Origin of the sequence: Pseudomonas lundensis (genome assembly GCF_001042985.1) — a bacterium.
Classification (GTDB): Bacteria; Pseudomonadota; Gammaproteobacteria; order Pseudomonadales; family Pseudomonadaceae; genus Aquipseudomonas; species Aquipseudomonas lundensis.
In genome coordinates this window covers 97,646-124,602 of the sequence record NZ_JYKY01000012.1, presented here as the reverse complement: position 1 = coordinate 124,602, position 26,957 = coordinate 97,646, and the positions used below count along the sequence as shown (strand labels likewise).

At 58.7% G+C, this 26,957-nt stretch carries 22 protein-coding genes and 1 pseudogene; 11 read left to right on the top strand and 12 right to left on the bottom strand.

Annotated elements, in window-relative coordinates; all coding sequences use genetic code 11:
• Window positions 1-35 precede the first annotated feature (35 nt).
• From bamA to rpsB, 9 genes are all read right to left on the bottom strand, one after another.
• Entirely contained in the window at window positions 36-2,363 is a 2,328-nt protein-coding gene (gene bamA, locus TU74_RS12115; protein ID WP_047277198.1) for an outer membrane protein assembly factor BamA, read from the bottom strand.
• A gap of 75 nt (window positions 2,364-2,438) precedes the next feature.
• Complete coding sequence (gene rseP / locus TU74_RS12110; protein WP_047277200.1) at window positions 2,439-3,791, bottom strand: sigma E protease regulator RseP; 1,353 nt, start codon at window positions 3,789-3,791, stop codon at window positions 2,439-2,441.
• Window positions 3,792-3,835: 44 nt separating this feature from the next.
• Window positions 3,836-5,023: a 1-deoxy-D-xylulose-5-phosphate reductoisomerase gene (gene ispC / locus TU74_RS12105; protein WP_047278265.1), complete on the bottom strand. Its 1,188-nt coding sequence runs from the start codon at window positions 5,021-5,023 to the stop codon at window positions 3,836-3,838.
• On the bottom strand, window positions 5,020-5,826 hold the full coding sequence (locus TU74_RS12100; RefSeq protein WP_047277204.1) for a phosphatidate cytidylyltransferase: 807 nt from the start codon (window positions 5,824-5,826) through the stop codon (window positions 5,020-5,022). Before TU74_RS12100 ends, ispC begins: the two co-directional genes overlap by 4 nt.
• A complete protein-coding gene (gene uppS, locus TU74_RS12095) occupies window positions 5,826-6,581 on the bottom strand; it encodes a polyprenyl diphosphate synthase (protein ID WP_047277206.1) in 756 nt (251 codons plus the stop codon). Before uppS ends, TU74_RS12100 begins: the two co-directional genes overlap by 1 nt.
• Before the next feature lie 15 nt (window positions 6,582-6,596).
• On the bottom strand, window positions 6,597-7,154 hold the full coding sequence (gene frr / locus TU74_RS12090; RefSeq protein WP_047277208.1) for a ribosome recycling factor: 558 nt from the start codon (window positions 7,152-7,154) through the stop codon (window positions 6,597-6,599).
• Window positions 7,151-7,894 carry a UMP kinase gene (gene pyrH, locus TU74_RS12085; RefSeq protein ID WP_047277210.1) on the bottom strand — a complete coding sequence of 248 codons (744 nt, stop codon included), beginning with the start codon at window positions 7,892-7,894 and terminating at the stop codon, window positions 7,151-7,153. Before pyrH ends, frr begins: the two co-directional genes overlap by 4 nt.
• A gap of 205 nt (window positions 7,895-8,099) precedes the next feature.
• A complete protein-coding gene (gene tsf, locus TU74_RS12080; RefSeq protein ID WP_047277212.1) occupies window positions 8,100-8,972 on the bottom strand; it encodes a translation elongation factor Ts in 873 nt (290 codons plus the stop codon).
• Between the two features lie 206 nt (window positions 8,973-9,178).
• Window positions 9,179-9,919: a 30S ribosomal protein S2 gene (gene rpsB / locus TU74_RS12075; protein WP_047277214.1), complete on the bottom strand. Its 741-nt coding sequence runs from the start codon at window positions 9,917-9,919 to the stop codon at window positions 9,179-9,181.
• Window positions 9,920-10,297: 378 nt separating this feature from the next.
• On the opposite strand from rpsB, the gene map reads away from it, so the two are divergent.
• From map to dapC, 3 genes are read left to right on the top strand one after another with little or no spacing between them, the layout of a single operon-like run.
• Complete coding sequence (gene map, locus TU74_RS12070; protein ID WP_047278267.1) at window positions 10,298-11,080, top strand: type I methionyl aminopeptidase; 783 nt, start codon at window positions 10,298-10,300, stop codon at window positions 11,078-11,080.
• A gap of 56 nt (window positions 11,081-11,136) precedes the next feature.
• Entirely contained in the window at window positions 11,137-13,839 is a 2,703-nt protein-coding gene (locus TU74_RS12065) for a [protein-PII] uridylyltransferase (protein ID WP_047295121.1), read from the top strand.
• 26 nt (window positions 13,840-13,865) lie between these two features.
• Entirely contained in the window at window positions 13,866-15,065 is a 1,200-nt protein-coding gene (gene dapC / locus TU74_RS12060; protein ID WP_048376659.1) for a succinyldiaminopimelate transaminase, read from the top strand.
• Between the two features lie 55 nt (window positions 15,066-15,120).
• On the opposite strand, the gene TU74_RS12055 is transcribed toward dapC, so the two are convergent.
• On the bottom strand, window positions 15,121-16,767 hold the full coding sequence (locus TU74_RS12055; RefSeq protein WP_048376658.1) for a Na+/H+ antiporter: 1,647 nt from the start codon (window positions 16,765-16,767) through the stop codon (window positions 15,121-15,123).
• Between the two features lie 250 nt (window positions 16,768-17,017).
• Between TU74_RS12055 and TU74_RS12050 the strand changes: the two genes are divergently transcribed.
• The 4 genes from TU74_RS12050 to TU74_RS12035 are packed head-to-tail and all read left to right on the top strand — an operon-like array spanning window position 17,018 to window position 20,135.
• Window positions 17,018-17,389, top strand: coding sequence for an ArsC family reductase (locus tag TU74_RS12050; protein WP_047278272.1), 372 nt, complete (start codon window positions 17,018-17,020; stop codon window positions 17,387-17,389).
• Window positions 17,390-17,431: 42 nt separating this feature from the next.
• Window positions 17,432-18,466, top strand: coding sequence for a 2,3,4,5-tetrahydropyridine-2,6-dicarboxylate N-succinyltransferase (gene dapD, locus TU74_RS12045; RefSeq protein WP_047277225.1), 1,035 nt, complete (start codon window positions 17,432-17,434; stop codon window positions 18,464-18,466).
• A gap of 59 nt (window positions 18,467-18,525) precedes the next feature.
• A complete protein-coding gene (locus TU74_RS12040; protein ID WP_048376657.1) occupies window positions 18,526-19,731 on the top strand; it encodes an aminotransferase class V-fold PLP-dependent enzyme in 1,206 nt (401 codons plus the stop codon).
• On the top strand, window positions 19,728-20,135 hold the full coding sequence (locus tag TU74_RS12035; protein ID WP_047277227.1) for a SufE family protein: 408 nt from the start codon (window positions 19,728-19,730) through the stop codon (window positions 20,133-20,135). Before TU74_RS12040 ends, TU74_RS12035 begins: the two co-directional genes overlap by 4 nt.
• A gap of 84 nt (window positions 20,136-20,219) precedes the next feature.
• On the opposite strand, the pseudogene tcdA reads toward TU74_RS12035, so the two are convergent.
• Window positions 20,220-21,020 (bottom strand): annotated as a pseudogene (gene tcdA / locus TU74_RS12030) (tRNA cyclic N6-threonylcarbamoyladenosine(37) synthase TcdA); the annotation flags it as partial.
• A 277-nt stretch (window positions 21,021-21,297) separates the two neighbouring features.
• On the opposite strand from tcdA, the gene TU74_RS12025 reads away from it, so the two are divergent.
• The 4 genes from TU74_RS12025 to TU74_RS12010 all read left to right on the top strand — a co-directional run bounded on the left by TU74_RS12025 (window position 21,298) and on the right by TU74_RS12010 (window position 26,450).
• Window positions 21,298-23,889 (top strand): glycosyltransferase, encoded by a 2,592-nt coding sequence (locus tag TU74_RS12025; RefSeq protein ID WP_047277228.1) that lies wholly within the window; start codon window positions 21,298-21,300, stop codon window positions 23,887-23,889.
• A gap of 140 nt (window positions 23,890-24,029) precedes the next feature.
• Window positions 24,030-25,181, top strand: a complete 1,152-nt coding sequence (gene dapE / locus TU74_RS12020) for a succinyl-diaminopimelate desuccinylase (protein WP_048376656.1) — start codon at window positions 24,030-24,032, stop codon at window positions 25,179-25,181.
• Window positions 25,181-25,990 carry a putative RNA methyltransferase gene (locus TU74_RS12015; protein WP_048376655.1) on the top strand — a complete coding sequence of 270 codons (810 nt, stop codon included), beginning with the start codon at window positions 25,181-25,183 and terminating at the stop codon, window positions 25,988-25,990. Before dapE ends, TU74_RS12015 begins: the two co-directional genes overlap by 1 nt.
• Window positions 25,991-26,069: 79 nt before the next feature.
• Window positions 26,070-26,450 carry a hypothetical protein gene (locus TU74_RS12010; RefSeq protein ID WP_048376653.1) on the top strand — a complete coding sequence of 127 codons (381 nt, stop codon included), beginning with the start codon at window positions 26,070-26,072 and terminating at the stop codon, window positions 26,448-26,450.
• A gap of 99 nt (window positions 26,451-26,549) precedes the next feature.
• Here the strand turns inward: TU74_RS12010 and TU74_RS12005 are convergent, their stop codons facing one another.
• A complete protein-coding gene (locus TU74_RS12005; RefSeq protein WP_047277236.1) occupies window positions 26,550-26,759 on the bottom strand; it encodes a cold-shock protein in 210 nt (69 codons plus the stop codon).
• Window positions 26,760-26,957: the final 198 nt, after the last annotated feature.

The window sequence follows — 26,957 nt, the reverse complement described above, 5'->3', positions numbered from 1 at the left end:
CCTACTAAATCCGTTGTTTATCTAAAGTCAGGCTTTTAGAAAGTCTGGCCGAGGGAGAACTGGAACACTTGGGTATCTGCGTCATCCGGTTTCTTGATCGGCATGGCCAAGCTGAAGCTCAACGGGCCAAGTGCGGTCACCCACGTTACGCCAACACCCACAGAGCTGGCCATATTACTAAAGCTGATATCGCAATCTTTTGTGGTCGACTTGCAGTTGGTGTCGAAAACATTACCCACATCCCAGAACACGGAGGTGCGCAGGGAACGTTGATCTTTCACGAACGGCATCGGGAACAGAACTTCTGCCCCGCCCTGGATCAGGACGTTACCACCAAACGGCAGCGGATCTTGATCCGGGTCATTCTTGTTCGGGGTACTGCGTGGACCCAGCGCACTGTCCTTGAAACCACGGACCGAGTTGAAACCACCTGCATAGTAGTTCTCGTAGAACGGCAGCCCCGACGTCGAGCCATAGCTGTCACCGTAACCCAGCTCGGTGTGCAGGCGCATCGTGTAGGTGTCGGTCAACGGCTGGAACAACTGGGCGCGGTAATCCAGTTTGTAGAACTGGAGATCACTGCCCGGAATGGTGGTTTCAAGCGTCAAGCTTTGCGAGCTGCCGCGTGTCGGCAACACACCTTTGTTCAGAGTCGATTCGGACCAGCCGGCAGAAGCCTTGAAGTTCAGGAACTTGTCGCCTTCTTTGTTGATGAAATCGAAGATCTCGTCAACGGTGTAGGTGCCGGTACTGATTTCATCCTGCTGCACGCTCAGGCCATAGGTCAGGCGCGAGGTATCGCTGATCGGATACCCCATTGTGATACCGGCGCCCAGGCTGTCGACCGAGTAGTTTGCTACATCAACATCGAGGTCTTTGTAGTCGGTCGTACGGTAGAACGCGTTGTAACCCAGGCTCACGCCATCAGCTGTCCAGTACGGATCCACATAACTGAAGTTGTAACGGCTCTGGTATTCACTGCGGGTCAGGCCCACGCTGACGCGGTTACCCGTACCCAGGAAGTTGTTCTGGGTAATCGAACCACCCAGGATCAAACCGGCGCTTTGGGCAAAGCCGACGCTGGCGGTGATCGAACCGGAAGCCTGTTCTTCTACGGCGTAGTTCACATCGACCTGGTCGTCTGTACCGGGCACGGCCGGGGTTTCAACGTTCACTTCCTTGAAGAAGCCCAGACGCTCAAGGCGCACCTTGGACTGGTCGATCAGGTAAGTCGACGCCCAGCCACCTTCCATCTGGCGCATTTCGCGACGCAGCACTTCGTCTTCCGACTTGGTGTTGCCGCGGAAGTTGATACGGTTGACATAAGCACGCTTGCCCGGATCCACCACGAAGGTGATGGCCACGGTGTGGTCTTCCGGGTTTGGCTGAGGCACGCCGTTGACGTTGGCGAAGGTATAACCTTCGTTACCCAGACGACGGGTGATCAGCTCGGAGGTCGTGGTCATCAGCTTGCGGGAGAACACCTGGCCCGGCTGAACCAGCAGCAGCGACTTGATCTGATCTTCAGGAACCTTGAGGTCACCGCTCAGCTTCACTTCGCCCACATTGTACTTTTCGCCTTCATTCACGTTGACCGTGATATAGACGTTTTTCTTGTCCGGGGTGATCGATACCTGAGTGGAGGCGATATCCATGTTGATATAGCCACGGTCGAGGTAATACGAGCGCAGGCGCTCAAGGTCACCGGACAGTTTTTCACGCGCATACTTGTCGTCATTCTTGAAGAACGACAACCAGTTGGTGGTTTTCAGTTCAAACAGGTCAACGAGGTCTTCTTCCGGGAAGACAGTATTGCCCACCACGTTGATGTGCTGGATAGCCGCAACCGTGCCTTCGTTGATGTTGACCTTCAAGGCGACCCGGTTGCGAGGTTCGGACACGACTTCAGTGTCGACCGTCGCCGAGTAACGACCTTGGGCAACATACTGACGTTGCAGTTCGTTACGCACACCCTCAAGGGTGGCACGCTGGAAGATTTCACCTTCGGCAAGACCCGACTGTTTAAGACCTTTCATCAAGTCATCAGTGGAAATAGCCTTGTTTCCGTCAATGGTGATGCTTGAAACGGAAGGACGTTCGACAACCGTAATGACGAGCACATTGCCATCACGACCCAGTTGGATATCCTGAAAGAAACCGGTTTTGAACAACGCACGAGTGGATTCCACCAACCGGCGGTCATCCGCTACCTCACCCACGTTCAGCGGCAACGCGCCAAACACGCTACCAGCGGAAACCCGCTGCAGCCCGTTGACACGAATATCAGAGATAGTGAAGGACTCGGCGTGAACTTCGGCGATCATCAGTACGGTGAGAACCGCAGTTAGCAGCAGACGTTTCATGAAGTCCTTTCTTATTCCAACTGGCAATAAACAAACTGCCGCAAAATGCGGCAGATTCGCAATTCAGCGAAGCGTTTACAGTCGTCCCAGGTCGTTGACCAGGGCAAGTAACATCACCCCGACCACCAAACTGATACCGATCTGCATTCCCCAACCCTGCACCCGATCCGACAAGGGACGACCACGCGCCCACTCGATCAGATAAAACAACAAATGCCCCCCATCCAGTACCGGGATGGGCAACAAGTTCAGAACCCCAAGACTGATACTCAGATAAGCCAGGAAATTCAAGAAGTCCGCGACACCCGACTGGGCAGAAGCGCCCGCCACTTTAGCAATGGTTATCGGTCCACTCAAGTTTTTTACCGAGAGCTCGCCGAACAACATTTTCTTGAGTGAGTCGAGCGTCAATACGCTCATCGTCCAAGTCCGTTTGGCGCCCTCGCCGATCGCGGCGAGCGGGCCGTAACTGACCTCGCGAATCATCTCCGGCGGCCAGTCCACACCCTTGACCCCAGCCCCCAGATAACCGGTTGCGGCCTTGCCTTCACCGCGCGCCGCCAATGCCACGGGGATGTCGATCGGCACACCATCACGCTCGACGCGCAATACGATTTTCGCCTCAGGACGTACCCGCACCCAATCCACCACCTGCTGCCAGTCCTTGACCGGCTGATCGTTCATGGCCAGCAGTTTGTCACCGGTTTTAAGGCCCGCGGCCTGGGCCGGGCCTTCAGGATCAAGCTCAGCCAGTACGGCCGGCAACTCCGGACGCCATGGACGAATACCCAGCGAACTGATTGGATCAGGCTCGTTAGCCCCTTTTAACCAGTCATGCAGAACCAGCTCATGAGTCGACTCCGAAGTGCTCCCCGCCTCACGAACGGCCACGTGAATCGAACCGCTCTCGCCCAGGCGGCGCACGAGCTGCAGATTCACATTGGACCAGCCCGAAGTGGGCTCTCCATCAATCGAAACGATTTCCTGCCCGGGCACCAGACCGGCTTGCGCTGCCAGGCTACCGCTTTCGACTGCGCCAATGACCGGGCGCACTTGCTGGCTGCCCAGCATGGCCAGAATCCAGAAAAACACCATCGCCAGCATGAAGTTGGCGATGGGGCCCGCTGCAACGATGGCAATGCGTTGCCCGACGGTTTTGCGATTGAAGGATTGGCCCAGCAGTTCAGCTGGCACCTCCCCTTCCCGCTCATCAAGCATTTTCACGTAGCCGCCCAACGGGATCGCTGCCACTACAAACTCAGTGCCCTGACGGTCGTGCCAGCGCAGCAAGGGCGTGCCGAACCCCACAGAGAAGCGCAGAACCTTGACGCCGCAACGGCGCGCCACCCAAAAGTGACCGAATTCATGAAAAGTGACCAACACCCCCAATGCAACCAGGGTGCCAACAATCATATAAAGCGCACTCATCTACTTTCTCCGTGATCCTGTCCGGTTACGGCAAGCAGCACTGATCAGCCCTGACGGCTCAACCATTGATCAGCCAACTCTCGCGCCCTGGCATCGGCGGCAAAGACTGCCTCTAACTCATTAACGGGCACCACTGGCTCGTTGTTTAAAACGTCTTCAATCAATTGCGCAATCTGCGGGTAGCGGATTCGCCCATCGAGGAAGGCCGCCACCGCCACTTCATTGGCCGCATTGAGCATGGCCGGCGCGCTGTCACCAGCCGCCGCCGCTTCACGGGCCAGGCGCAGACAAGGGAAGCGCTGCTCATCCGGGCGCTGGAAGTCCAGACGCGCCACGGAAAACAGATCCAGCGGCGCCACACCCGAATCGATACGCTCAGGCCACGCCAACGCATTGGCAATCGGCGTGCGCATGTCAGGATTGCCCAACTGCGCAAGCACCGACCCGTCTATGTAGTCCACCAGCGAGTGAATGACGCTTTGCGGATGAATCACCACCTCAACCTGAGCAGGCTTGGCATCGAACAGCCAGCACGCCTCGATCAGCTCAAGGCCTTTATTCATCATGCTCGCTGAGTCGACCGAGATCTTTCGCCCCATCGACCAGTTAGGGTGAGCACACGCCTGATCGGGCGTCACATGCGCCAGATCAGCCAATGGGGTTTCCCGGAAGGGCCCCCCAGAGGCGGTCAGCAGAATCCGTCGCACGCCAACCTGACTCAGCCCACGGGCGAAATCCTGCGGCAGGCACTGAAAGATCGCGTTGTGCTCACTGTCAATGGGCAGCAATACCGAACCGCTACGCCGCACCGCCTGCATGAACAGGGCGCCTGTCATGACCAGCGCTTCTTTGTTCGCCAACAGAATTTTCTTGCCCGCATTGACTGCCGACAAGGTAGGACGCAACCCGGCAGCACCGACGATGGCTGCCATGACGGCATCCACCGCGGGCGCGGAGGCGATATCACATAAACCCTGCTCGCCCACCAACACCTCGGTGTTGAGGCCCGCTGCGCGCAGATCAGCTTGCAGCTGACGCGCGGAACGCTCATCCGGCACCACTGCAACCTGAGGCGTGTGCTGAATGCACAATGCCAGCAGTTGCGCGAGACGGCTATAACCGCTCAGCCCGAACACTTGATAGCGATCCGGGTGGCGAGCAATCACATCCAGCGTACTCAGGCCAATCGAGCCGGTAGCGCCCAGCACCGTAATCTGTTGAGGACGGCTCATGATGCAGCCATCCACAGCAACACGGCGAACACGGGAATGGCGGCCGTCAAACTGTCGATACGATCGAGTACACCGCCATGCCCGGGCAGCAACTGACTGCTGTCCTTAATGCCCGCCTGACGCTTGAACATGCTTTCTGTGAGGTCGCCCACCACTGAAATCAATACGATAACGGCAGCGCCTGCCAAGGCAGCAACCATCTGAGAGGCACTCCAGCCGCGCACCACGCCGACAACAGCCGTGATCAGCAGGCTCAGCAACAAACCGCCAAAAACGCCTTCCCAGCTTTTGCCGGGGCTGACTTTAGGGGCCAGTTTGCGCTTGCCGAATTTACGCCCGGAAAAGTACGCGCCAATATCGGCGCCCCACACCAGCACCATCACCGCCATGATCAGCCAGTTACCCAGCGGCATCGCCTTGATCATCACCAGCCCTTGCCAGGCCGGTAGCAAAATCAGCAAGCCGATGACCAGCTTGACTGCAGCACTGGACCAGCGTGACGCGGAATCAGGAAACGTGAGCACCAGAAACGTCGCCAACGCCCACCACACCACCGCGGCCACCAACACCCACGGGGCAAGGTCAGGCAACAGGTGCAGACCAAACAGCAATAAGGCCACGACGAGGGCAAAACCGACACGGGCCGTTTGAGCTGTAAATCCGGCAAGGCGCGCCCATTCCCAGGCCCCGAGGGTCACGACCAGCCCGATGAAGAGCGCGAAGTTAGACCCATCAAGAAGGAAAAAGCCGCACAAAGCGATTGGCAGCAGGATAAGTGCAGTGATGATGCGTTGCTTAAGCATTAAACCCGGGCTCCAGCCTCAACCTGCTCGCTTGTTTTACCGAAGCGACGCTGGCGAGAAGCGAAATCAGCCAATGCATGACGCATGGCTTCGTGTTTGAAGTCCGGCCAGAACAGGTCGGAGAAGTACAGCTCGGAATAGGCCAACTGCCACAGCAGGAAGTTGCTGATACGGTGCTCGCCCCCTGTGCGGATACACAGGTCAGGCAACGGTAGATCGCCTGTTACCAGACAGGTTTGCAACAAGTCCGGGGTGATGTCTTCAGGCTGCAAATGACCTGCCTGAACCTCACGCGCCAGACGTTGCGCAGCCTGCGCGATGTCCCACTGCCCGCCATAATTGGCGGCAATTTGCAGGACAAAGCGCCCGCTGCCTGCGGTGATCGCCTCCGCTTCGCGCATCGCCGCTTGCAACTCGGGATGAAAACGGGAGCGATCGCCAATGATGCGCAGGCTGATGTTGTTTTCGTTGAGACGCTTGGCCTCACGACGCAGCGCCTTGAAGAACAAATCCATCAAGGCACTGACTTCAGCCGCAGGACGCTGCCAGTTTTCGCTGGAAAACGCGAACAGGGTGAGCACTTCGACCTTGGCCTCGGCACACACCTCAATCACGGCGCGGACTGCGTCCACACCCGCTTTATGCCCGGCAACACCCGGCATAAAGCGTTTTTTCGCCCAGCGATTATTGCCATCCATGATAATCGCGACATGTCGCGGCACGGATGACGACACAGCCTGCTTGGTCTTTTCCATAAAACGCCCTGACCCTTATACGGCCATCAGGTCCGCTTCTTTCTGCTTGGTAGCCGTTTCGATATCCGCGACAGCCTTGTCGGTCAGCTTCTGGATCTCGTCAGCTGCGCGACGCTCTTCGTCTTCACTGATTTCTTTCTCTTTAACCAGGTCTTTCAACTGGCTCAACGCATCACGACGGATATTACGTACCGCAATACGCGCATCTTCAGCCGCATCACGCGCCTGCTTGGCGAATACTTTACGGGTTTCTTCCGTCAGGGCTGGCATGGAGATCAGCAGCAATTCGCCCAGGTTGGTCGGATTGAGGTTCAAACCAGCGCTTTGAATCGCCTTATCCACGGCTTGAAGCATGTTGCGCTCAAACGCCACGACCTGCAGGGTGCGAGAATCTTTAACGGTTACGTTCGCTACCTGACTAAGCGGTGTATCAGCACCGTAGTAAGGCACCATCACGCTACCCAAAATGCTTGGGTGAGCCTTGCCGGTACGAATCTGACCAAATGCATGGCTCAGCGATTCCAGCGATTTCTGCATACGCGTTTGTGCGTCTTTCTTGATTTCGTTGATCATTGTTGACCTTCCTCGATCAGAGTGCCTTCAGCGCCGCCGTGAACGATGTTGAGCAGGGCGCCGGGCTTGTTCATGTTAAAGACACGTAATGGCATCTGGTGGTCGCGGCACAGACAAATAGCTGTCAGGTCCATCACGCCCAGCTTGCGATCCAGCACTTCATCGTAAGTCAGATGATCGAACTTCTCGGCATGCGGGTCTTTGAATGGATCTGCGGTGTAAACACCGTCAACCTTGGTGGCCTTGAGTACTACGTCGGCGTCGATTTCAATGGCGCGCAAGCACGCGGCAGAATCCGTTGTGAAGAATGGATTGCCTGTACCCGCAGCGAAAATCACCACTTCCTTCGCGTTCAAGTGACGCATGGCCTTGCGACGGTCGTAATGATCCGTCACACCCACCATGGAGATGGCCGACATTACGATGGCGGAGATATTCGCACGTTCCAGCGCATCGCGCATCGCCAGGGCGTTCATCACGGTCGCGAGCATCCCCATGTGGTCGCCAGTCACGCGATCCATACCGGCAGCGCTCAATGCAGCGCCACGGAACAGATTGCCACCACCAATCACCAAACCTACCTGAACGCCGATACCCACCAACTGGCCGACTTCCAGCGCCATGCGGTCGAGCACCTTGGGGTCGATCCCGAACTCTTCAGAGCCCATCAGGGCTTCGCCGCTTAGCTTGAGTAGAATGCGTTTATAGCGAGCTTGATAACCACTGCCCTGCTGAGCCATTGCGAATCTCTCCTGCCGCGTTTTATAAAAAATCTGTGCGAGGCTGTTTTCAGCCTGCGTTTACTCTAGCTTGGCGCCGGATAACAGCACCATCGGATCGCGATTTTGTACACCGGTTCCGCCGGGCGAGGTAAAACCTTCACCCATTTGAAAAGAGGCTGCGCGCGTGAGCGGGCAGCCTCTTGGGTCGACAGTTGAAACCGTCTTATTGCTTGTTGGCTGCAGCCACTTGAGCAGCAACTTCTTCAGCGAAGTTGTCAACTGGCTTCTCGATGCCTTCGCCTACTTTGAAGTAAGTGAAGGAAACGATTTCAGCACCGGCCTTCTTGGCCAGCTCACCGACCTTGATTTCAGGGTTCTTGACGAACGCCTGCTCAACCAGGCTGGCTTCTGCCAGGAACTTGCTGATACGGCCTTTGACCATATTTTCAACAATGTTTTCTGGCTTGCCTTTGATTTTTTCTTCGTTCAGCTGCAGGAACACAGCTTTTTCGCGCTCGATTGCTTCTTCAGAAACTTCCGAAGGCAGCAGGAACTCAGGGTTGCTCGCCGCTACGTGCATGGCGATGTCACGAGCCAGCTCAGCGTTGCCGCCTTTGAGCGAAACCACAACACCGATTTTGTTGCCGTGCAGGTAAGCGTCAACCACGTCACCTTCAACACGCACCAGACGGCGAATGTTAACGTTCTCGCCTACTTTGGCAACCAGTGCTTCACGAGCAGATTCTTGAGCGGCGATCAGCGGAGCTGCGTCGGTCAGTTTGTCCGCGAATGCTTTTTCAACGCTGGCAGCCACGAAGTTTTTGAAGTCTTCTTGCAGAGCCAGGAAGTCGGTTTGCGAGTTAACTTCAAGAATAACGGCAGACTTGTTATCGTCAGCAACTTTCACTGCGATAGCGCCTTCAGCAGCAACGTTGCCTGCTTTTTTGGCGGCCTTGATGGCACCCGAAGCACGCATGTCGTCGATGGCTTTTTCGATGTCGCCGCCAGCCTTGGTCAAGGCTTTCTTGCAATCCATCATGCCTTCGCCAGTACGCTCACGCAGTTCTTTAACCAACGCTGCAGTAATCTCTGCCATTTCAAAATTCCTCTTGGATAGGTTTTCAACCATTCCACCCGACCAAACGGGCGTTCAATTCGTATGAAGCCTGCCTCGATGCAACCCTGTGTGCCGCAATTTGATACAGCAACGACAGAGGCCTGTCCAACAAATGGATTTCGAGGTGGCAAAAAGGGGGCCAAGCCCCCTTTTTGCGTACTGAGTAAACGCTAGGCGTTTATTACTCAGCCTTCAACCGCTGCAGCTGGAGCGTCTTCGACGAAAACGTCGGTGCCGCCAGCAACGTGGTTACGGCCACGGATAACAGCGTCAGCCATCGCACCCATGTACAGCTGGATAGCGCGGATTGCGTCATCGTTGCCCGGGATGATGTAGTCAACGCCTTCCGGGCTGCTGTTGGTATCGACAACGCCGATTACCGGGATGCCCAACTTGTTAGCTTCGGTGATCGCGATACGCTCGTGGTCAACGTCGATAACGAACAGAGCGTCTGGCAGACCGCCCATGTCCTTGATACCACCCAGGCTACGATCCAGCTTTTCCAGATCGCGAGTGCGCATCAGCGCCTCTTTCTTGGTCAGCTTGGCGAAAGTACCGTCTTCTGCCTGCACTTCAAGGTCACGCAGACGCTTGATGGAAGCACGGATGGTTTTGAAGTTGGTGAGCATGCCGCCCAACCAGCGGTGATCCACGTACGGCGAACCGCAACGTGCTGCTTCTTCAGCAACGATCTTGCCAGCGGAACGCTTGGTGCCGACGAACAGAATCTTGTTTTTGCCCTGGGCCAGACGCTCTACGAAAGTCAGAGCTTCGTTGAACATTGGCAGGGTTTTTTCAAGGTTGATGATGTGAATCTTGTTACGCGCGCCAAAGATGTATTTACCCATCTTCGGGTTCCAGTAACGGGTTTGGTGACCGAAGTGCACACCGGCCTTCAGCATATCGCGCATAGTGACTTGGGACATGATAGTTCCTTAGTAAGTCGGGTTAGGCCTCCACGTATCCCAATGACCAACCAGCAGCTTCGAGCTGAAGGCACCCAGGTCATCGTGTCGACACGTGTGTGGGTTTGTGCTCACCGGGCTATACCCGGAAAGCGGCGCATTTTATAACACAAGACGGCCAAAAAACGAAACACGGATTCTGACTTTCTTCCACGCGCTTTTGCGCAAGCCGCGCAATAGCGCCAGAATGCCCCTTTCTATTAAGAGAAGCGATGGCGCAAGGCTCATGATTAACGCCGACCGTCTGTTAGAATCGCGTTTTTTCGCGGTGCGCGACGCCAGCCGTCACTTCGCACCTGCAATTCCGTTGATGAGCGCTAACGCGCAAAGAGAGCCTGTATGACCGTCACCCTCAAAACCCCCGAGGACATCGCAAAGATGCGCGTCGCCGGCAAACTGGCCGCCGAAGTCCTGGAAATGATCGCCGAGCACGTCAAGCCCGGCGTCACCACCGAAGAGCTCGACCGCATTTGCCACGACTACATTGTCAATGTGCAAAAGGCCATCCCGGCCCCGCTCAATTACAAAGGTTTCCCGAAGTCGATCTGCACCTCGGTCAACCACGTTGTCTGCCACGGCATTCCGGGCGACAAGGCCCTGAAAGACGGCGACACCCTGAACATCGACGTCACGGTGATCAAGGATGGCTACCACGGCGACACCAGCCGCATGTTCCACATTGGCAAAGTGCCGGTCTGGGCCGAGCGCCTGTCGCAAGTGACCCAGGAATGCATGTACAAAGCCATCGAAATCGTCAAACCGGGCTGCCGCCTGGGTGACATCGGCGAAGTCATCCAGAAGCACGCCGAAAAGAACGGGTTTTCCGTCGTGCGTGAGTTCTGCGGCCACGGCATCGGCAAGGTATTCCACGAAGAGCCGCAGATCCTGCACTACGGCCGCGCCGGCACCGGCATGGAACTCAAGGCCGGCATGACCTTCACCATCGAGCCGATGATCAACCAGGGCAAGGCAGACACCAAAGTACTGGGTGATGGCTGGACCGCAATCACCAAGGACCGCAAGCTGTCGGCACAGTGGGAGCACACCCTGCTGGTTACCGAGACGGGCTACGAGATTTTCACCCTGCGCAGCGATGACACCATCCCCCGCGTTTCGGCCTGATGTTTGCAGTCGCTTCTTTTTAGATAGCCACAACCCAGCCATAGGAAAGCCAATCGATGCCGCAGGTGGATCCCGAACTTTTTGACCGTGGCCAGTTCCAGGCCGAGCTGGCCTTAAAAGCCAGCCCCATTGCCGCATTCAAAAAGGCGATCCGCCAGGCACGTGAAGTGCTCGACGACCGTTTTCGCAAAGGGCGCGACATTCGTCGCCTGATCGAAGATCGCGCCTGGTTCGTCGACTGCATCCTGAATCAGGCCTGGGACCAGTTCAGCTGGAGCACCGACGCCGACATAGCCCTCGTGGCCGTGGGCGGCTACGGCCGTGGCGAGCTGCACCCCTACTCCGACATTGACCTGCTTATCCTGCTGGATAACGCCGATCACGAAATTTTTCGCGACTCCATTGAGCGCTTTCTGACATTACTTTGGGACATTGGTCTGGAAGTCGGTCAAAGCGTGCGCTCGGTGGACGAGTGTGCCGAGCAGGCCCGGGGCGACCTGACCATCATCACCAACCTGATGGAAAGCCGCACCGTGGCGGGCCCTGAACATCTGCGCCAGCGCATGCTGGATGTCACCAGCACCGCGCACATGTGGCCCAGCAAGGATTTCTTCCTGGCCAAGCATGCCGAACAGAAAGCCCGGCACCACAAATACAACGACACCGAATACAACCTGGAGCCCAACGTCAAAGGCTCACCCGGCGGCCTGCGCGATATCCAGACCATCTTGTGGGTAGCGCGACGCCAATACGGCACCCTGAGCCTGCGCGCACTGGCCGGACAGGGGTTTCTGGTGGAGAGCGAGCACGCCCTGCTCGCCTCCTCCCAGGAGTTTTTGTGGAAGGTTCGCTACGCCCTGCACATGCTGGCCGGGCGCGCCGAAGACCGTCTGCTGTTCGACCATCAGCGCAGCATCGCTGAACTGCTGGGCTTCACCGGTGATGACACCAAGCACCTGATCGAAAACTTCATGCAACAGTATTACCGGGTGGTCATGAGTATCGCGCAGCTCAGCGACCTGATCATCCAGCACTTCGAAGAGGTGATCCTCGCCCCCGAAGACGAAGCGCCACCCGCCCCGATCAACTCGCGCTTCCAGTTGCACGACGGCTACATCGAAGCCACCAGCGACAACGTGTTCAAACGCACACCGTTCGCCATGCTGGAAATCTTCCTGCTGATGGCACAGCGCCCGGAAATCAAGGGCGTGCGCGCCGATACGATTCGCCTGCTGCGTGAACATCGTTACCTGATCGACGACGATTTCCGTAACGACATCCGTAACACCAGCCTGTTTATCGAGTTGTTCAAATGCAAAATCGGCATTCACCGCAACCTGCGCCGAATGAACCGCTACGGCATTCTCGGGCGCTATTTACCTGAATTCGGCTTTATCGTCGGCCAGATGCAGCACGATCTGTTCCACATCTACACCGTCGACGCCCACACGCTGAACCTGATCAAGCACCTGCGCAAATTGCAGTACACCCAGGTGTCGGACAAATTTCCGCTGGCCAGCAAATTGATGGCAAAGCTGCCGAAACCGGAACTCATTTACCTGGCAGGCCTTTACCACGACATCGGCAAAGGCCGCCATGGCGACCATTCCGAGATTGGCGCCGTGGATGCCGAAGCGTTTTGCATCCGTCATCAACTGCCCCAGTGGGACACGCGCCTGATCGTGTGGCTGGTCCAAAACCACTTGGTGATGTCGACCACCGCCCAACGCAAAGACCTGTCCGACCCGCAAGTCATCCACGATTTCGCCCAGACAGTCATCGATGAAACCCACCTTGACTACCTGTATGTACTGACCGTGGCCGACATCAACGCGACCAATCCGACCCTATGGAATTCGTGGCGGGCCAGCCTGTTGCGCCAGCTCTATACCGAGACCAAGCGCGCCCTGCGTCGCGGGCTGGAAAACCCTGTCGACCGCGAAGAGCAAATCCGCCAGACCCAAAGCGCGGCCCTCGACACGCTGGTGCGCAACGGCAACGATCAAGACGATGTCGAGCAGCTCTGGTCGCAGCTGGGGGATGACTACTTTCTGCGCCACACCTCCTCCGATGTGGCGTGGCACACCGAGGCCATCCTGCAACAGCCGGCCGACGGCGGCCCGCTGGTGCTGATCAAGGAAACCACCCAGCGCGACTTCGAAGGCGGCACGCAGATTTTCATCTACGCCCCCGACCAACACGACTTCTTCGCCGTGACAGTGGCGGCAATGGACCAGCTCAACCTGAACATCCACGACGCGCGCATCATCACGTCCAGCAGCCAGTTCACCCTCGACACCTACATCGTGCTCGATAACGATGGCGACTCGATTGGCAACAACCCCGAGCGTATCGAAAAGATCCGCAAGGGCCTGACCGAAGCCCTGCGCAACCCGGATGACTACCCGACCATCATCCAGCGCCGCGTGCCGCGCCAGCTCAAGCACTTCGCCTTTGCGCCACAGGTCACGATCCATAACGATGCACAACGCCCCGTAACGGTGCTCGAACTCAGCGCACCCGACCGCCCCGGCCTGCTGGCCCGCATCGGCATGATCTTCCTGGAATTCGATCTTTCGCTGCAAAACGCCAAGATCGCGACGTTAGGCGAGCGCGTCGAAGACGTTTTTTTCATTACCGATGAAAACAACCAACCCTTGTCTGACCCCCAACTGTGCATACGCCTGCAGGAAGCAATCGTGGAGCAATTAACGGTCAATAAAGATTCCGCCCCAGAACCGTGGCGCCTGAGCATTTAAGCGCCGCCGAGTGAGATCCGCACCCGATGAACAACGCTCTGAACCAGTTGCAGCCTTACCCGTTCGAAAAATTGCGCGCTTTGCTGGGCAGCGTGCAGCCCAATGCCGACAAACGCCCGATTGCGCTGTCGATTGGCGAGCCCAAGCACCGCTCCCCCGATTTCGTGGCCAAAGCCCTGGCCGACAACCTCGACCAGATGGCGGTCTACCCGACCACGCTGGGCATCCCGGCCCTGCGCGAGTCCATTGCCCACTGGGCCGAGCGCCGTTTCAACGTGCCTGCGGGCTGGCTCGACCCGGCGCGTAACATCCTCCCGGTCAACGGCACCCGTGAAGCGCTGTTTGCTTTCACTCAAACCGTGGTCAACCGTGGCGACGACGCGCTGGTCATCAGCCCGAACCCGTTCTACCAAATCTACGAAGGCGCGGCCTTGCTCGCCGGGGCCACGCCGCACTACCTGCCATGCCTGGCTGAACACGGCTTCAACCCCGATTTCGACGCTGTCCCGGCCGACACGTGGCAGCGCTGCCAGATCCTGTTCCTGTGCTCGCCGGGCAATCCGACAGGCGCCCTGATCCCGCTTGAAACCCTGAAAAAGCTGATTGCGCTGGCCGACGAACACGACTTCGTGATTGCCGCCGATGAGTGCTACAGCGAACTCTATTTCGACGAAACCACCCCGCCCGTCGGCCTGCTCAGCGCCTGCGTAGCCTTGGGCCGCGAGGATTTCAAACGGTGCGTGGTGTTCCACAGCCTGTCCAAGCGCTCGAACCTGCCAGGGCTGCGTTCCGGCTTCGTTGCCGGTGATGCCGACATCCTCAAGGCCTTCTTGCTCTACCGCACCTACCACGGCTGCGCCATGCCTGTTCAAACCCAACTGGCCAGCATTGCCGCCTGGAACGATGAAGCCCACGTGCGCACCAACCGCGACCTGTACCGCGAGAAGTTTGACGCGGTGCTGGAGATTCTGAGCCCGGTCATGGATGTACAACGCCCGGATGGCGGCTTTTATCTATGGCCGAATGTGAAAGGTGACGACGCCGCTTTCTGCCGCGACCTGTTTGCCGAAGAACACGTGACTGTGGTGCCGGGCTCGTACCTGTCACGTGAAGTCGATGGTTTCAACCCGGGCGCGGGCCGCGTGCGCATGGCGCTGGTCGCCCCCCTAGCTGAATGCGTGGAAGCCGCAGGGCGGATTCGCGCGTTTATTGAACGCCGCACATAACCCCTGAAGGTGCAGGAGCGAGCACGCTCGCTCCTGCACACCGGCACGCACCGCGTTACTTCACTGTCCCCAGATTGGCTTCACTCAAGTCCAGATCGCGCAGGATTTCGCTGAGCACGTCATCGCCAATTTCGTGATGTCGACGCAGGCTGTAGAGCTCCAGGCGCTGTGCCCTGAGCGCTTTGAGGCGCAAGCGGCCTTCCAGTTCATCCATCTTCGATGCCAATGCCTGCGCTTCTGCAGAATCATTGAACACGTCAAGTTGATGCCGGTATTCAGACATGATCCGCGCCTTCAGCTCTGCGGCCAACGCCGCTTGGGCAGCGTCCGGCGGATGGTCTGGATCAATCACCTCCTCGGTCTCCAGCGCATGGATGGCAGCCTCCGCCGTACGGCGCCAGGCTTCACGCACTTCAGTGCGCATCGCGTCATCCGAGCTTTGGGCGATGCCGCGCAACAATAACGGCAAGGCAATACAAGCCACGATCAACGACAGCAAGATCACCCCGGCCGCAATAAAGATCAGCAGCTCACGCTCGGGGAAATCAAGCCCTTCATTGAGCAACAAGGGAATCGACATCACGCCCGCCAGCGTCACTGCCCCACGAACACCGCCCACGGTCAGAATCCAGCAGGAACGGGCCGTCGGCACCATGGTCAGTTCTTGCTTGCCGCGCCAGCGCCGCCATACGCCGGACAAGCGCCAGATGCTCTGCACCCAGATAAAGCGCAGTGCGATCAAGACCAGGAAGATCACCACCACATCCAGGATGCGATACATCAGCGTGGGCCAGAGGTGGGTTTCCAGCCTGACAACCGCCTTGATGATGTCAGGCAGTTGCAGCCCCAACAGCAAAAAGATCAGCCCGTTGAACGCAAATTCCAATAAGCCCCAGACGCTGCGGTTCAGCAAACGGGTACTGGTTTGACGCGGCAACAGGTCCAGCCAGCTCTGCATCATCCCCGCCGCCACGGCCGACAAAATCCCGGACGCGCCCAGACGTTCAGCCAGTACGTAAGCGGCGAAAGGCAGCAGCAACATGAACACAACGTGCGTTGCCGGGTCGTCCCAACCGCGAGCGATCATCCACGTGCGCATGCGCCCGACCACCCAGCTCAACGCCACACCAATGGCCAAGCCGCCACAGGCCACCAACAGGAAGGTGACGCTGGCATTGGCCAACGAAAAAACGCCCGTGATCGCTGCCGCCAACGCGAATTTGAACGTCACCAGGCCCGTCGCGTCATTCATCAACGCTTCCCCTTGCAACATATGCATCAAGGGCGCCGGTAAACGGTTTTGCGCAATGGCTGAGACCGCCACGGCGTCGGTCGGCGACAGGACGGCAGCCAGCGCGAACGCAACGGGTAAAGGAATGCTCGGCAGCAACCAGTGAATGAAATAACCCGCGCCCACCACCGTAAATAACACCAGACCGACGGCCAGCGTCAGGATCGGCCCCTTAAGGCGCCAGAATTCTCGCTTGGGGATGCGCCAGCCATCCGAAAACAGCAACGGTGGCAAGAACAGAAACAGGAACAGTTCAGTGTCCAGCGCCACGTGCAGTCCCAGGGTAGGCCAGGCCAGCAAGGCGCCCGCGGCGATTTGCACCAAGGGCAGCGGCAACGGAATCAAACGCCCCAACAGACGCGAGACCCCGACCAGCATCAGCAGGATGAGGACGGTATAGGCGGTTTGCATAGTCAGTATGGGTTCCCGGACACGCCGCTTTAATCAGAACGGCTTAAACTAAACATAAGTAGCAACACTTTTCCATCAAGAGCCATAGTAGCCTTTAACCACTCACTCTGACCGCTGAACAAAAGTCGCAATGGCGTGATGACATGTCACAACACTGTGGCAACCTCTACGGCTGGCGCATCCGGCGCGCCGGTCGTGGCATAATCCGCGACCGCTCATTTTCAGCATCTCCAAAGGAGGGGCAATTTCCGTGACCGACTCGAGCAAGACGTTGCACCTTTTTGGCATTAAAGCCTGCGACACCATGAAAAAGGCTCGCACCTGGCTGGATGAACATGGGGTGCCTTACGATTTTCACGACTACAAAAGCAGCGGCATCGACCGCGATCACCTGAACCAGTGGTGCAACGAACACGGCTGGCAAGTGGTGCTCAACCGGGCCGGAACAACCTTTCGCAAACTCGACGACGAACACAAAGCCGATCTCGACCAAGCCAAAGCCGTTGAACTGATGCTCGCCCAACCCTCGATGATCAAGCGCCCGGTGCTCGATCTCGGTGACAAAACCCTGATTGGCTTCAAGCCAGATCTTTATGCGGCGGCCCTTCTTCAAAAGGCTTAAAGGCCATGGTTCCGCCCATTTATTTTTGTAAGAGGTAATTGCATGTCTACTACCCTGTTCAGCGCAGCCTTCGGCGTTGGCACCCAAAACCGTCAAGGCGCATGGCTGGAAGTGTTCTACGCACAGCCCCTGCTCAACCCGTCGGCCGAGCTGATCGCAGCCATCGCCCCGATTCTGGGTTACACCGGCGGCAATCAGGCAATCACCTTCACCACGGCTCAAGCCGCACAGATGGCCGAAGCCGCCAAACCTGTGGACGCGGCCCAGGCTGCCCTGCTGACCCGTCTGGCTGAAAGCCACAAGCCGCTGGTTGCCACATTGCTGGCAGAAGACGCCGCCCTGACGTCCACCCCCGAGGCGTACCTCAAGCTGCACCTGTTGTCGCACCGTCTGGTCAAGCCCCACGGCCTGAGCCTGGCGGGCGTGTTCCCGCTGCTGCCAAACGTGGCCTGGACCAGCCAGGGCGCCATCGACCTGAGCGAACTGGCCGAGCGTCAACTCGAAGCCCGCCTGCGTGGCGAACTGCTGGAAGTGTTCTCGGTCGACAAATTCCCGAAAATGACCGACTACGTGGTCCCGGCTGGCGTGCGCATCGCCGACGCAGCTCGCCTGCGTCTGGGTGCTTACATCGGCGAAGGCACCACCGTGATGCACGAAGGTTTTGTCAACTTCAACGCAGGCACTGAAGGCCCGGGCATGATCGAAGGCCGTGTCTCGGCGGGCGTGTTTGTCGGCAAGGGCTCTGACCTGGGCGGCGGCTGCTCGACCATGGGCACCCTGTCGGGCGGCGGCAACATCGTGATCAAGGTGGGCGAAGGCTGCCTGATCGGCGCCAACGCCGGTATCGGCATCCCGCTGGGCGACCGTAACACCGTGGAGTCGGGCCTGTACGTGACCGCTGGCACCAAAGTGGCCCTGCTGGACGAAAACAACCAGCTGGTCAAAGTGGTCAAGGCTCGCGAGCTGGCCGGTCAACCTGACCTGCTGTTCCGTCGCAACTCCGAAACCGGCGCCGTGGAATGCAAAACCCACAAGTCGGCCATCGAGCTGAACGAAGCCCTGCACGCTCACAACTAAGCGTCTGTCTGCCACTGACGGGGCCGGCTTCCGGCCTCGTCAACTGAGCCCTGAACACCATGCTTTTGCCTTCTCCCTGGCGTGCGGACTTTCCGGCCATCGCCGCTTTGCAACGTCAGGACCAGACCTATCTGGACAACGCTGCTACCACACAAAAACCCCAGGCCCTGCTTGACGCACTGACGCATTACTACGCCAGTGGCGCCGCCAATGTGCACCGGGCCCAACATTTACCGGGCGCCCACGCCACTCAGGCGTTCGAACACAGCCGCACAAAAGTCGCTCACTGGCTCAACGCCGGCGACTGCGGCACCGTGGTTTTCACCCACGGCGCCACCTCGGCACTCAACCTGCTGGCCTATGGGCTGGAGCACCACTTTACGGCGGGCGATGAAATCGTCATCAGCGCCCTTGAACACCACGCCAATCTGCTGCCCTGGCAACAGCTGGCCCAGCGGCAACACCTGAAACTGGTGATTCTGCCGCTTGACGACGACGGCCTCATTGACCTGCACGTCGCCGCCAAACTCATCACCCCGCGCACCCGTCTGCTGGCCGTGAGTCAGTTGTCGAACGTCCTCGGCGTCTGGCAACCCTTGCCCGCCTTGCTGTCCCTGGCCAAGGCACAGAATGCGCTGACCGTGGTCGATGGCGCACAGGGCGTGGTTCATGGTCGCCACGACGTGCAGGCGCTGGGGTGCGACTTCTACGTGTTCTCCAGTCATAAGCTCTATGGCCCGGACGGGCTGGGCGTGCTGTTCGGGCGCCATGAAGCCTTGGCCCGCCTGCGGCACTGGCAATTGGGGGGAGAGATGGTGCAAGACGCCGACTACCACCACGCAACCTTCCGCCCGGCGCCCCTGGGTTTTGAAGCGGGCACCCCGCCAATTGCCAGCGTGATCGGCCTGGGCGCGACCTTGAGCTATCTGGCGAGCCTGGATCAGCGGGCCGTTGAAGCTCACGAAGCGGCCTTGCACGCCCTGCTGGTCGAAGGCTTGAAGCACCGCGAGGGCGTTCGCCTGCTGGGCAAGCCGCAACTGGCCCTGGTGAGCTTTGTTGTCGATGGCGTACACAACGCCGACCTGGCGCATTTGCTCACAGAACAAGGCATAGCCGTTCGCGCTGGCCATCATTGCGCAATGCCCCTTCTTAAAGGCATGGGCTTGGCAGGCGCCATTCGCGTGTCCTTGGCGCTGTACAACGACTCTGAAGACCTTGAGAGATTCTTCGTCGCGCTCGACCAGGCGTTGGAGTTACTGCGATGACCTTACCCACAGAGGCGCAAGCAGCGCTCGACAGTTTTGAACAGTGCTCAGGCTGGGAGCAGCGCGCCCGCTTGCTGATGCAATGGGGCCAGCGCATGCCGGCGCTGGATGAGCACGCCAGGACCGATGCGAATCGGGTACACGGCTGTGAAAGCCTGGTGTGGCTGGTCGCAGAGCTCAAAGACGGTCGCTGGCAGTTTGCCGCCAGCAGCGATGCTCGCTTGATTCGCGGGCTGGTTGCTTTACTGCTGGCGCGGGTAAACGGTTTAACGACCGAAGAACTCCAGCAGGTGGATTTACCGGCGTGGTTCGAACAGTTGGGGCTCAGCCGCCAACTGTCTGCCTCCCGCAGCAATGGCCTGAACGCCGTGTTGCAGCGGATGCGTGAACTGGCGCTCGGTTAACGGTCAGGCGGCCGGCTTATCTGAATTGACGCACTCACCCGCCTCGCTCGACGGGAGCGGGTCTGGCTGAGCACGTGACGGTTGCTTGAGCTTTTCTGAGGGCCGACGCACGCCCGCCACGATTTTGTCCACCGCCTTGGTGGCCGCGACCATGCCGAAGGTCGCCGTCACCATCATCACCGCGCCAAAGCCGCCCGCACAGTCCAGCTTCACGCCGTCCCCGACAAAACTTTTCTGCAGGCAAATGCTGCCATCGGGCTTGGGATAGCGCAGTTGCTCAGTCGAAAAGACGCAGGGCACGCTGTAGTGACGGGTCACCGTGCGTGAGAACCCATAATCGCGACGTAACGTGGAGCGCACTTTCGAGGCCAGCGGGTCGTTGAAGGTGCGGTTCAGGTCGCACACTTGAATCAACGTAGGGTCGATTTGCCCGCCCGCACCGCCGGTGGTGATGATCTGGATTTTGCGGCGCTTGCACCAGGCAATCAGTGCCGCTTTTGCATTCACGCTGTCAATGCAGTCGATCACGCAATCGATGTCCGGGGTGATGTACTCGGCCATGGTTTCACGGGTCACGAAGTCTGCCACAGCATGCACGGTGCAGGCCGGGTTGATCTCACGCAGGCGCTCGGCCATCACCTCGACCTTGTCCCGACCCACGGTCGAGCTCAAGGCATGCAGTTGGCGGTTGGTGTTGCTGACGCACACGTCATCGAGGTCGAACAGCGAAATTTCACCCACACCACAACGGGCAATGGCTTCGGCAGCCCACGACCCGACGCCGCCCACGCCAACGATTGCCACATGGGCGCGACGCAGACGGTCCATGCCTTCCAGACCATACAACCGGGCGACACCGGCAAACCGCGGATCTTCTGTACTCATAACCACCACCCCAAAAACCGGCGCGCATTATAGGGGTCTCTCACTGTGCTTGAGTACATTTCCTGCGAGACTTCCGACCAAGCCTGCTTTAATAGCCGACTAAGTAGCAAGATAAGAGCTACAAGTAATAAAGAAAGAACTTAAGTCGACTATCGCTGCCAAACGCCCGACCATGTGCCGCCTGCTGTACGCATCGTTAAGAGCCAGTGTAGGATGCGCGCCGTTTGGCACGTGCCGACCGATCTTCGTTCCACTCCCTTTGGAACCCAAAACAGTTATGTCATCGCGTAAATTTGGACTCAACCTGGTGGTGGTTCTGGCCATTGCCGCCCTCTTCACCGGCTTCTGGGCGCTCATCAATCGCCCGGTCTCCGCGCCCAACTGGCCCGAGCAAATCTCCGGTTTTTCGTACTCGCCGTTTCAGCAAGGCCAGTACCCGCAGAAAGATCAATACCCGTCCGACGATGAAATGCGTCGCGACCTGGAGATCATGAGCAAGCTGACCGACAACATCCGTACCTATTCGGTCGACGGCACGCTGGGTGACATCCCCAAGTTGGCGGAAGAGTTCGGCTTGCGCGTCACCATCGGTATCTGGATCAGCCCTGACCAAGCGCGCAATGAGCGCGAAATCCAGAAAGCCATCGAGCTGGCCAACAATTCGCGCAGCGTTGTACGCGTGGTAGTAGGCAACGAAGCCCTATTCCGTGAAGAGATCACGCCAGAAGAGCTGATCGTGCTGCTCGATCGCGTGCGCGCGGCCGTCAAGGTGCCCGTGACCACGTCCGAGCAATGGCACATCTGGGAGAAATACCCGCAACTGGCCAAGCACGTCGACCTGATTGCCGCGCACATCCTGCCGTACTGGGAATTTATCCCGGTGGACAAGGCTGGCGAATTTGTACTGGACCGTGCCCGGGACCTGAAAAAACTGTTCCCGAAAAAGCCTTTGCTGCTGTCGGAAGTGGGCTGGCCGAGCAACGGCCGCATGCGCGGTGGCGCAGATGCCAGCCCGGCCGATCAGGCGATTTACTTGCGTAACCTGGTCAACACCCTGAACCGTCGCGGTTACAACTATTTTGTGATCGAAGCCTTCGACCAACCCTGGAAGGCCAGTGACGAAGGCTCTGTGGGCGCGTACTGGGGCGTGTACAACGCCGCTCGCCAACAGAAATTCAACTTCGAAGGCCCGGTCGTGGCGATCCCGCAATGGCGCGTCCTGGCCATTGGCTCGGTCGTCATGGGCTTGCTGTCGCTGGCATTGCTGCTGATTGATGGTTCGGCATTGCGCCAGCGCGGTCGCACCTTCCTGACCTTCACGGCCTTTTTGTGCGGGTCGGTGCTGGTATGGATCGGTTACGACTACAGTCAGCAATACAGCACCTGGTTCAGCCTCACCGTGGGCTTCTTGCTGGGGCTCGGCGCTCTCGGGGTGTTTATCGTCCTGCTGACCGAGGCCCACGAACTGGCGGAAGCCGTGTGGATTCGCAAGAGGCGCAGGGAGTTTTTACCGGTCGATAGCGACAACGCCTACCGACCAAAAGTCTCGATTCACGTGCCGTGCTACAACGAGCCGCCCGCCATGGTCAAACAGACCCTGGACGCGCTGGCCAACCTCGATTACCCGGACTTCGAAGTGTTGATCATCGACAACAACACCAAGGACCCGGCGGTCTGGGAGCCGGTGCGCGATTACTGCGCCACCCTGGGCCCACGTTTCAAGTTCTTCCACGTCGCCCCGCTCGCAGGCTTCAAGGGTGGCGCGTTGAACTACCTGATCCCGCATACCGCGCCGGATGCCGAAGTGATTGCGGTCATCGACTCCGATTACTGTGTGGACCGCAACTGGCTCAAACACATGGTGCCGCACTTCGCGGACCCGAAAATCGCCATCGTGCAGTCACCTCAGGACTATCGCGACCAGACTGAAAGCACCTTCAAAAAACTCTGCTATTCCGAGTACAAAGGTTTCTTCCACATCGGCATGGTGACCCGTAACGACCGTGACGCGATCATCCAGCACGGCACCATGACCATGACCCGCCGCTCGGTGCTCGAAGAACTGGGCTGGGCAGACTGGTGCATTTGCGAAGATGCCGAGCTGGGCTTGCGGGTGTTCGAAAAGGGTTATTCCGCCGCCTATTCCCACAACAGCTACGGCAAAGGGCTGATGCCCGATACCTTTATCGACTTCAAGAAACAGCGATTCCGCTGGGCCTACGGCGCGATTCAGATTATCAAGCGTCACGCGGCCAGCCTGCTTTGGGGCAAGGGTTCTCAGTTGACCCGTGGCCAGCGTTATCACTTCCTGGCGGGCTGGTTGCCGTGGGTGGCGGATGGCATGAACATCTTCTTCACCGTCGGGGCACTGCTGTGGTCGGCGGCGATGATTATCGTGCCGACGCGGGTCGACCCGCCGCTGCTGATTTTCGCGATTCCGCCGCTGGCGCTGTTTGTGTTCAAGGTCGGCAAAATCATCTTCCTGTACCGCCGCGCCGTGGGGGTCAACCTCAAAGATGCGTTTGCGGCGGCATTGGCCGGGCTGGCGCTGTCGCACACCATCGCCAAAGCGGTGCTGTACGGATTTTTCACCACCAGCATTCCGTTTTTCCGTACACCCAAGAATGCCGATAACCATGGTTTCTGGGTCGCCATCTCGGAAGCACGGGAAGAAGTGTTCATCATGCTGCTGCTCTGGGGCGCCGCGGTCGGGATCTTTTTCGTCCAGGGCCTGCCGAGCAACGACATGCGTTTCTGGGTGGTGATGCTGCTGGTGCAATCGTTGCCGTATCTGGCGGCGCTGGTGATGGCCTTTATGTCTTCTCTGCCAAAACCGGTGGAAGCGCCTGAAGAACTGCCTGCTGCCTAAATTGACAGCAACCACTAAACGGCGGCCTCTGGCCGCCGTTTTGCTTTAAGATAACCGCCCTTTGGCGCCAGCCCTGCAGGCGCGAGCGTGCTCGCGATGACACCTGCGCCCTTACACGCCCAGCTTCGGAGTCCACCACCATGACGGCCCACGCCGACCTCTCGCCGACCCTGCAACTTGCCTGCGATCTGATCCGTCGCCCTTCCGTGACGCCAATCGACGCCGATTGCCAGAAGCTGATGATGCAGCGCCTGGGTGATGCCGGCTTCACACTGGAACCGATGCGTATTGAAGACGTGGACAACTTCTGGGCCACCCACGGTCGTCATGACGGCCCGGTGCTGTGCTTTGCCGGTCACACCGACGTGGTGCCGACCGGCCCGGTGCAAGCCTGGCAAAACGACCCGTTCGATGCGCTGATCGACGAGCACGGCATGCTGTGCGGGCGCGGCGCCGCTGACATGAAAGGTAGCCTGGCCGCCATGCTGGTGGCCGCCGAACGCTTCGTGGCGGACTACCCGGACCACAAGGGCTCGGTCGCCTTTCTGATCACCAGCGACGAAGAAGGCCCGGCCCACCACGGAACTAAAGCCGTGGTTGAACGTTTTGCTGCGCGCAAGGAGCGTCTGGACTGGTGCATCGTGGGCGAACCGTCGAGCACGACACTGGTCGGCGACGTGGTTAAAAACGGTCGCCGCGGCTCTCTGGGCGCCAAGCTCACGGTGCGCGGTGTACAAGGCCATGTGGCCTACCCGCACCTGGCGAAAAACCCGATTCACCTGACCGCGCCGGCACTGGCCGAACTGGCCGCCGAACACTGGGACAACGGCAACGACTTCTTCCCGCCGACCAGTTTCCAGATCTCCAACCTCAACTCGGGGACCGGCGCGACCAACGTGATTCCGGGCGAACTGGTCGCGGTGTTCAACTTCCGGTTCTCCACTGAGTCCACGGTCGAAGGGTTGCAGCAGCGGGTCGCTGACATACTCGACAAACACGGCCTGGACTGGCACATCGAATGGGCCTTGTCGGGCTTGCCGTTCCTCACCGAACCGGGCGCCTTGCTGGACGCCGTCTCGTCGAGCATTAAACAAGTGACCGGCCGCGATACCCAAGCCTCCACCAGCGGCGGCACCTCTGACGGTCGCTTTATCGCCACCCTCGGTACGCAAGTGGTTGAGCTGGGGCCGGTCAACGCGACGATCCACCAGGTCAACGAACGCGTGCTGGCCAGCGACCTCGACGTGCTGACCGAAATCTACTACCAAACCTTGATCAAGTTGCTCGCCTGATGCTTGCCTGCCCTATTTGCTCCGAGCCGCTGACAGCGGTCGATAATGGCGTGGTCTGCCCGGCAGGCCATCGTTTTGACCGTGCGCGTCAGGGGTATCTGAACCTGCTGCCCGTGCAGCACAAAAACAGCCGCGACCCCGGCGACAATCAGGCCATGGTTGAAGCCCGTCGCGACTTTCTTAACGCGGGGCATTACGCCCCCGTGGCCAAGCGGCTGGCTGAACTGGCAGCCGAGCGCGCGCCGCAACGCTGGCTCGACATCGGCTGTGGCGAGGGGTACTACACCGCGCAAATCGCTGATGCCTTGCCTCACGCTGATGGCTACGCGCTGGATATCTCCCGCGAGGCCGTTAAACGCGCCTGCAAACGCAACCCGCAGCTGACCTGGCTGATCGCCAGCATGGCCCGCGTGCCGTTGGCGGACGCCAGTTGTCAGTTTTTGGCCAGCGTCTTCAGCCCGCTGGACTGGCTGGAAGCCAAGCGCCTGCTCAGCCCCGGCGGCGGCTTGATGCGTGTCGGGCCGACCCGCGGGCACTTGATGGAGTTGCGTGAGCGCCTGTACGACGAAGTGCGCGATTACGCCGACGACAAGCACCTGGCGCTGATTCCCGAAGGCATGCAGTTGCAACACAGTGAAACACTGTCGTTTGAACTGCACTTGAGCGAGCCTCAGGACCGCGCCAACTTGTTGGCCATGACGCCCCACGGCTGGCGCGCCAGTGCCGAACGTCGCGCAGCTGTCATCGAACACCCTGAGCCGTTAATCGTGACCGTCTCCATGCGCTACGATTTTTTCGTGCTTCAATAACCGACTTAACGGCCAAGGGAGCTCCCCTTGGCCCGACTAATCCGCGAATGGATTTTTCAGACACGCAGTGAGGACATCCATGCGCCAGCCCGATATCGAGATTTACCTGAAAGATTCCGACGTTACTTACAAAGACGTCGAAGCTTGGCTGTCAGACGTTCTGGGCGAATGCTCGGAATGGAAGAAGAAAGGCGTTACGTACCAATGCACGGCGGGCAACGTGCCTGTGACATGGATTCCCAAAGCCGTCGGCAAATGGAACAGTCTGTATCTGGACAGTGACCAAACGCCATGGGAAGACGACATCGCCTGCGCCAAGGCCGCGTTTGCGGCACTGAACATCGAAGTGCGGTGCGCGCCGGGCAGTTGGGCAGAAGAACAGGGCGAAGCAGACGCTGACCGCTGGGTTCGCATCAGCGCAGACGGTGAAGAAGAAATCACCTGGAAAACCGGTTCCTGAAACACTCAAACGCGTAGCGGCTGCTGCAGGCCGGGACAGGCCAGCGGGGCAAGTCCTGCGGCCTGGAACCCGGCCTGAAGCAGCGGCTACACGGGGCGATTACAGGCCCACCACATCCTCGGCCTGTAGCCCCTTGTCACCCTTGACCTGGGTGTATTCAACCTGCTGCCCTTCAGCCAGCGAGCGATGGCCCTCGCCACGAATGGCGCGGTAGTGCACAAACACATCAGCGCCACCGTCGCACTGAATGAAGCCATAGCCTTTGGCGTCGTTGAACCATTTCACATTGCCGGTTAACCGCGTCGTCATACTTGCATCCCCTTATTGTTTTTAATGGGCTTGCTCATTCAGCCCGTTGAGAACTTTCGCTCGAACTTATAGTTTGCTGAAAAGTCTTACACTTCATGGCGAAAGAGCACCGAGTATAAGTCAGCGAGAAAAACACTCAATCAATATTAGTTCGCTGCTTTTTTGCCGATTTTCCAGAGATACGGCACACTACGCGAC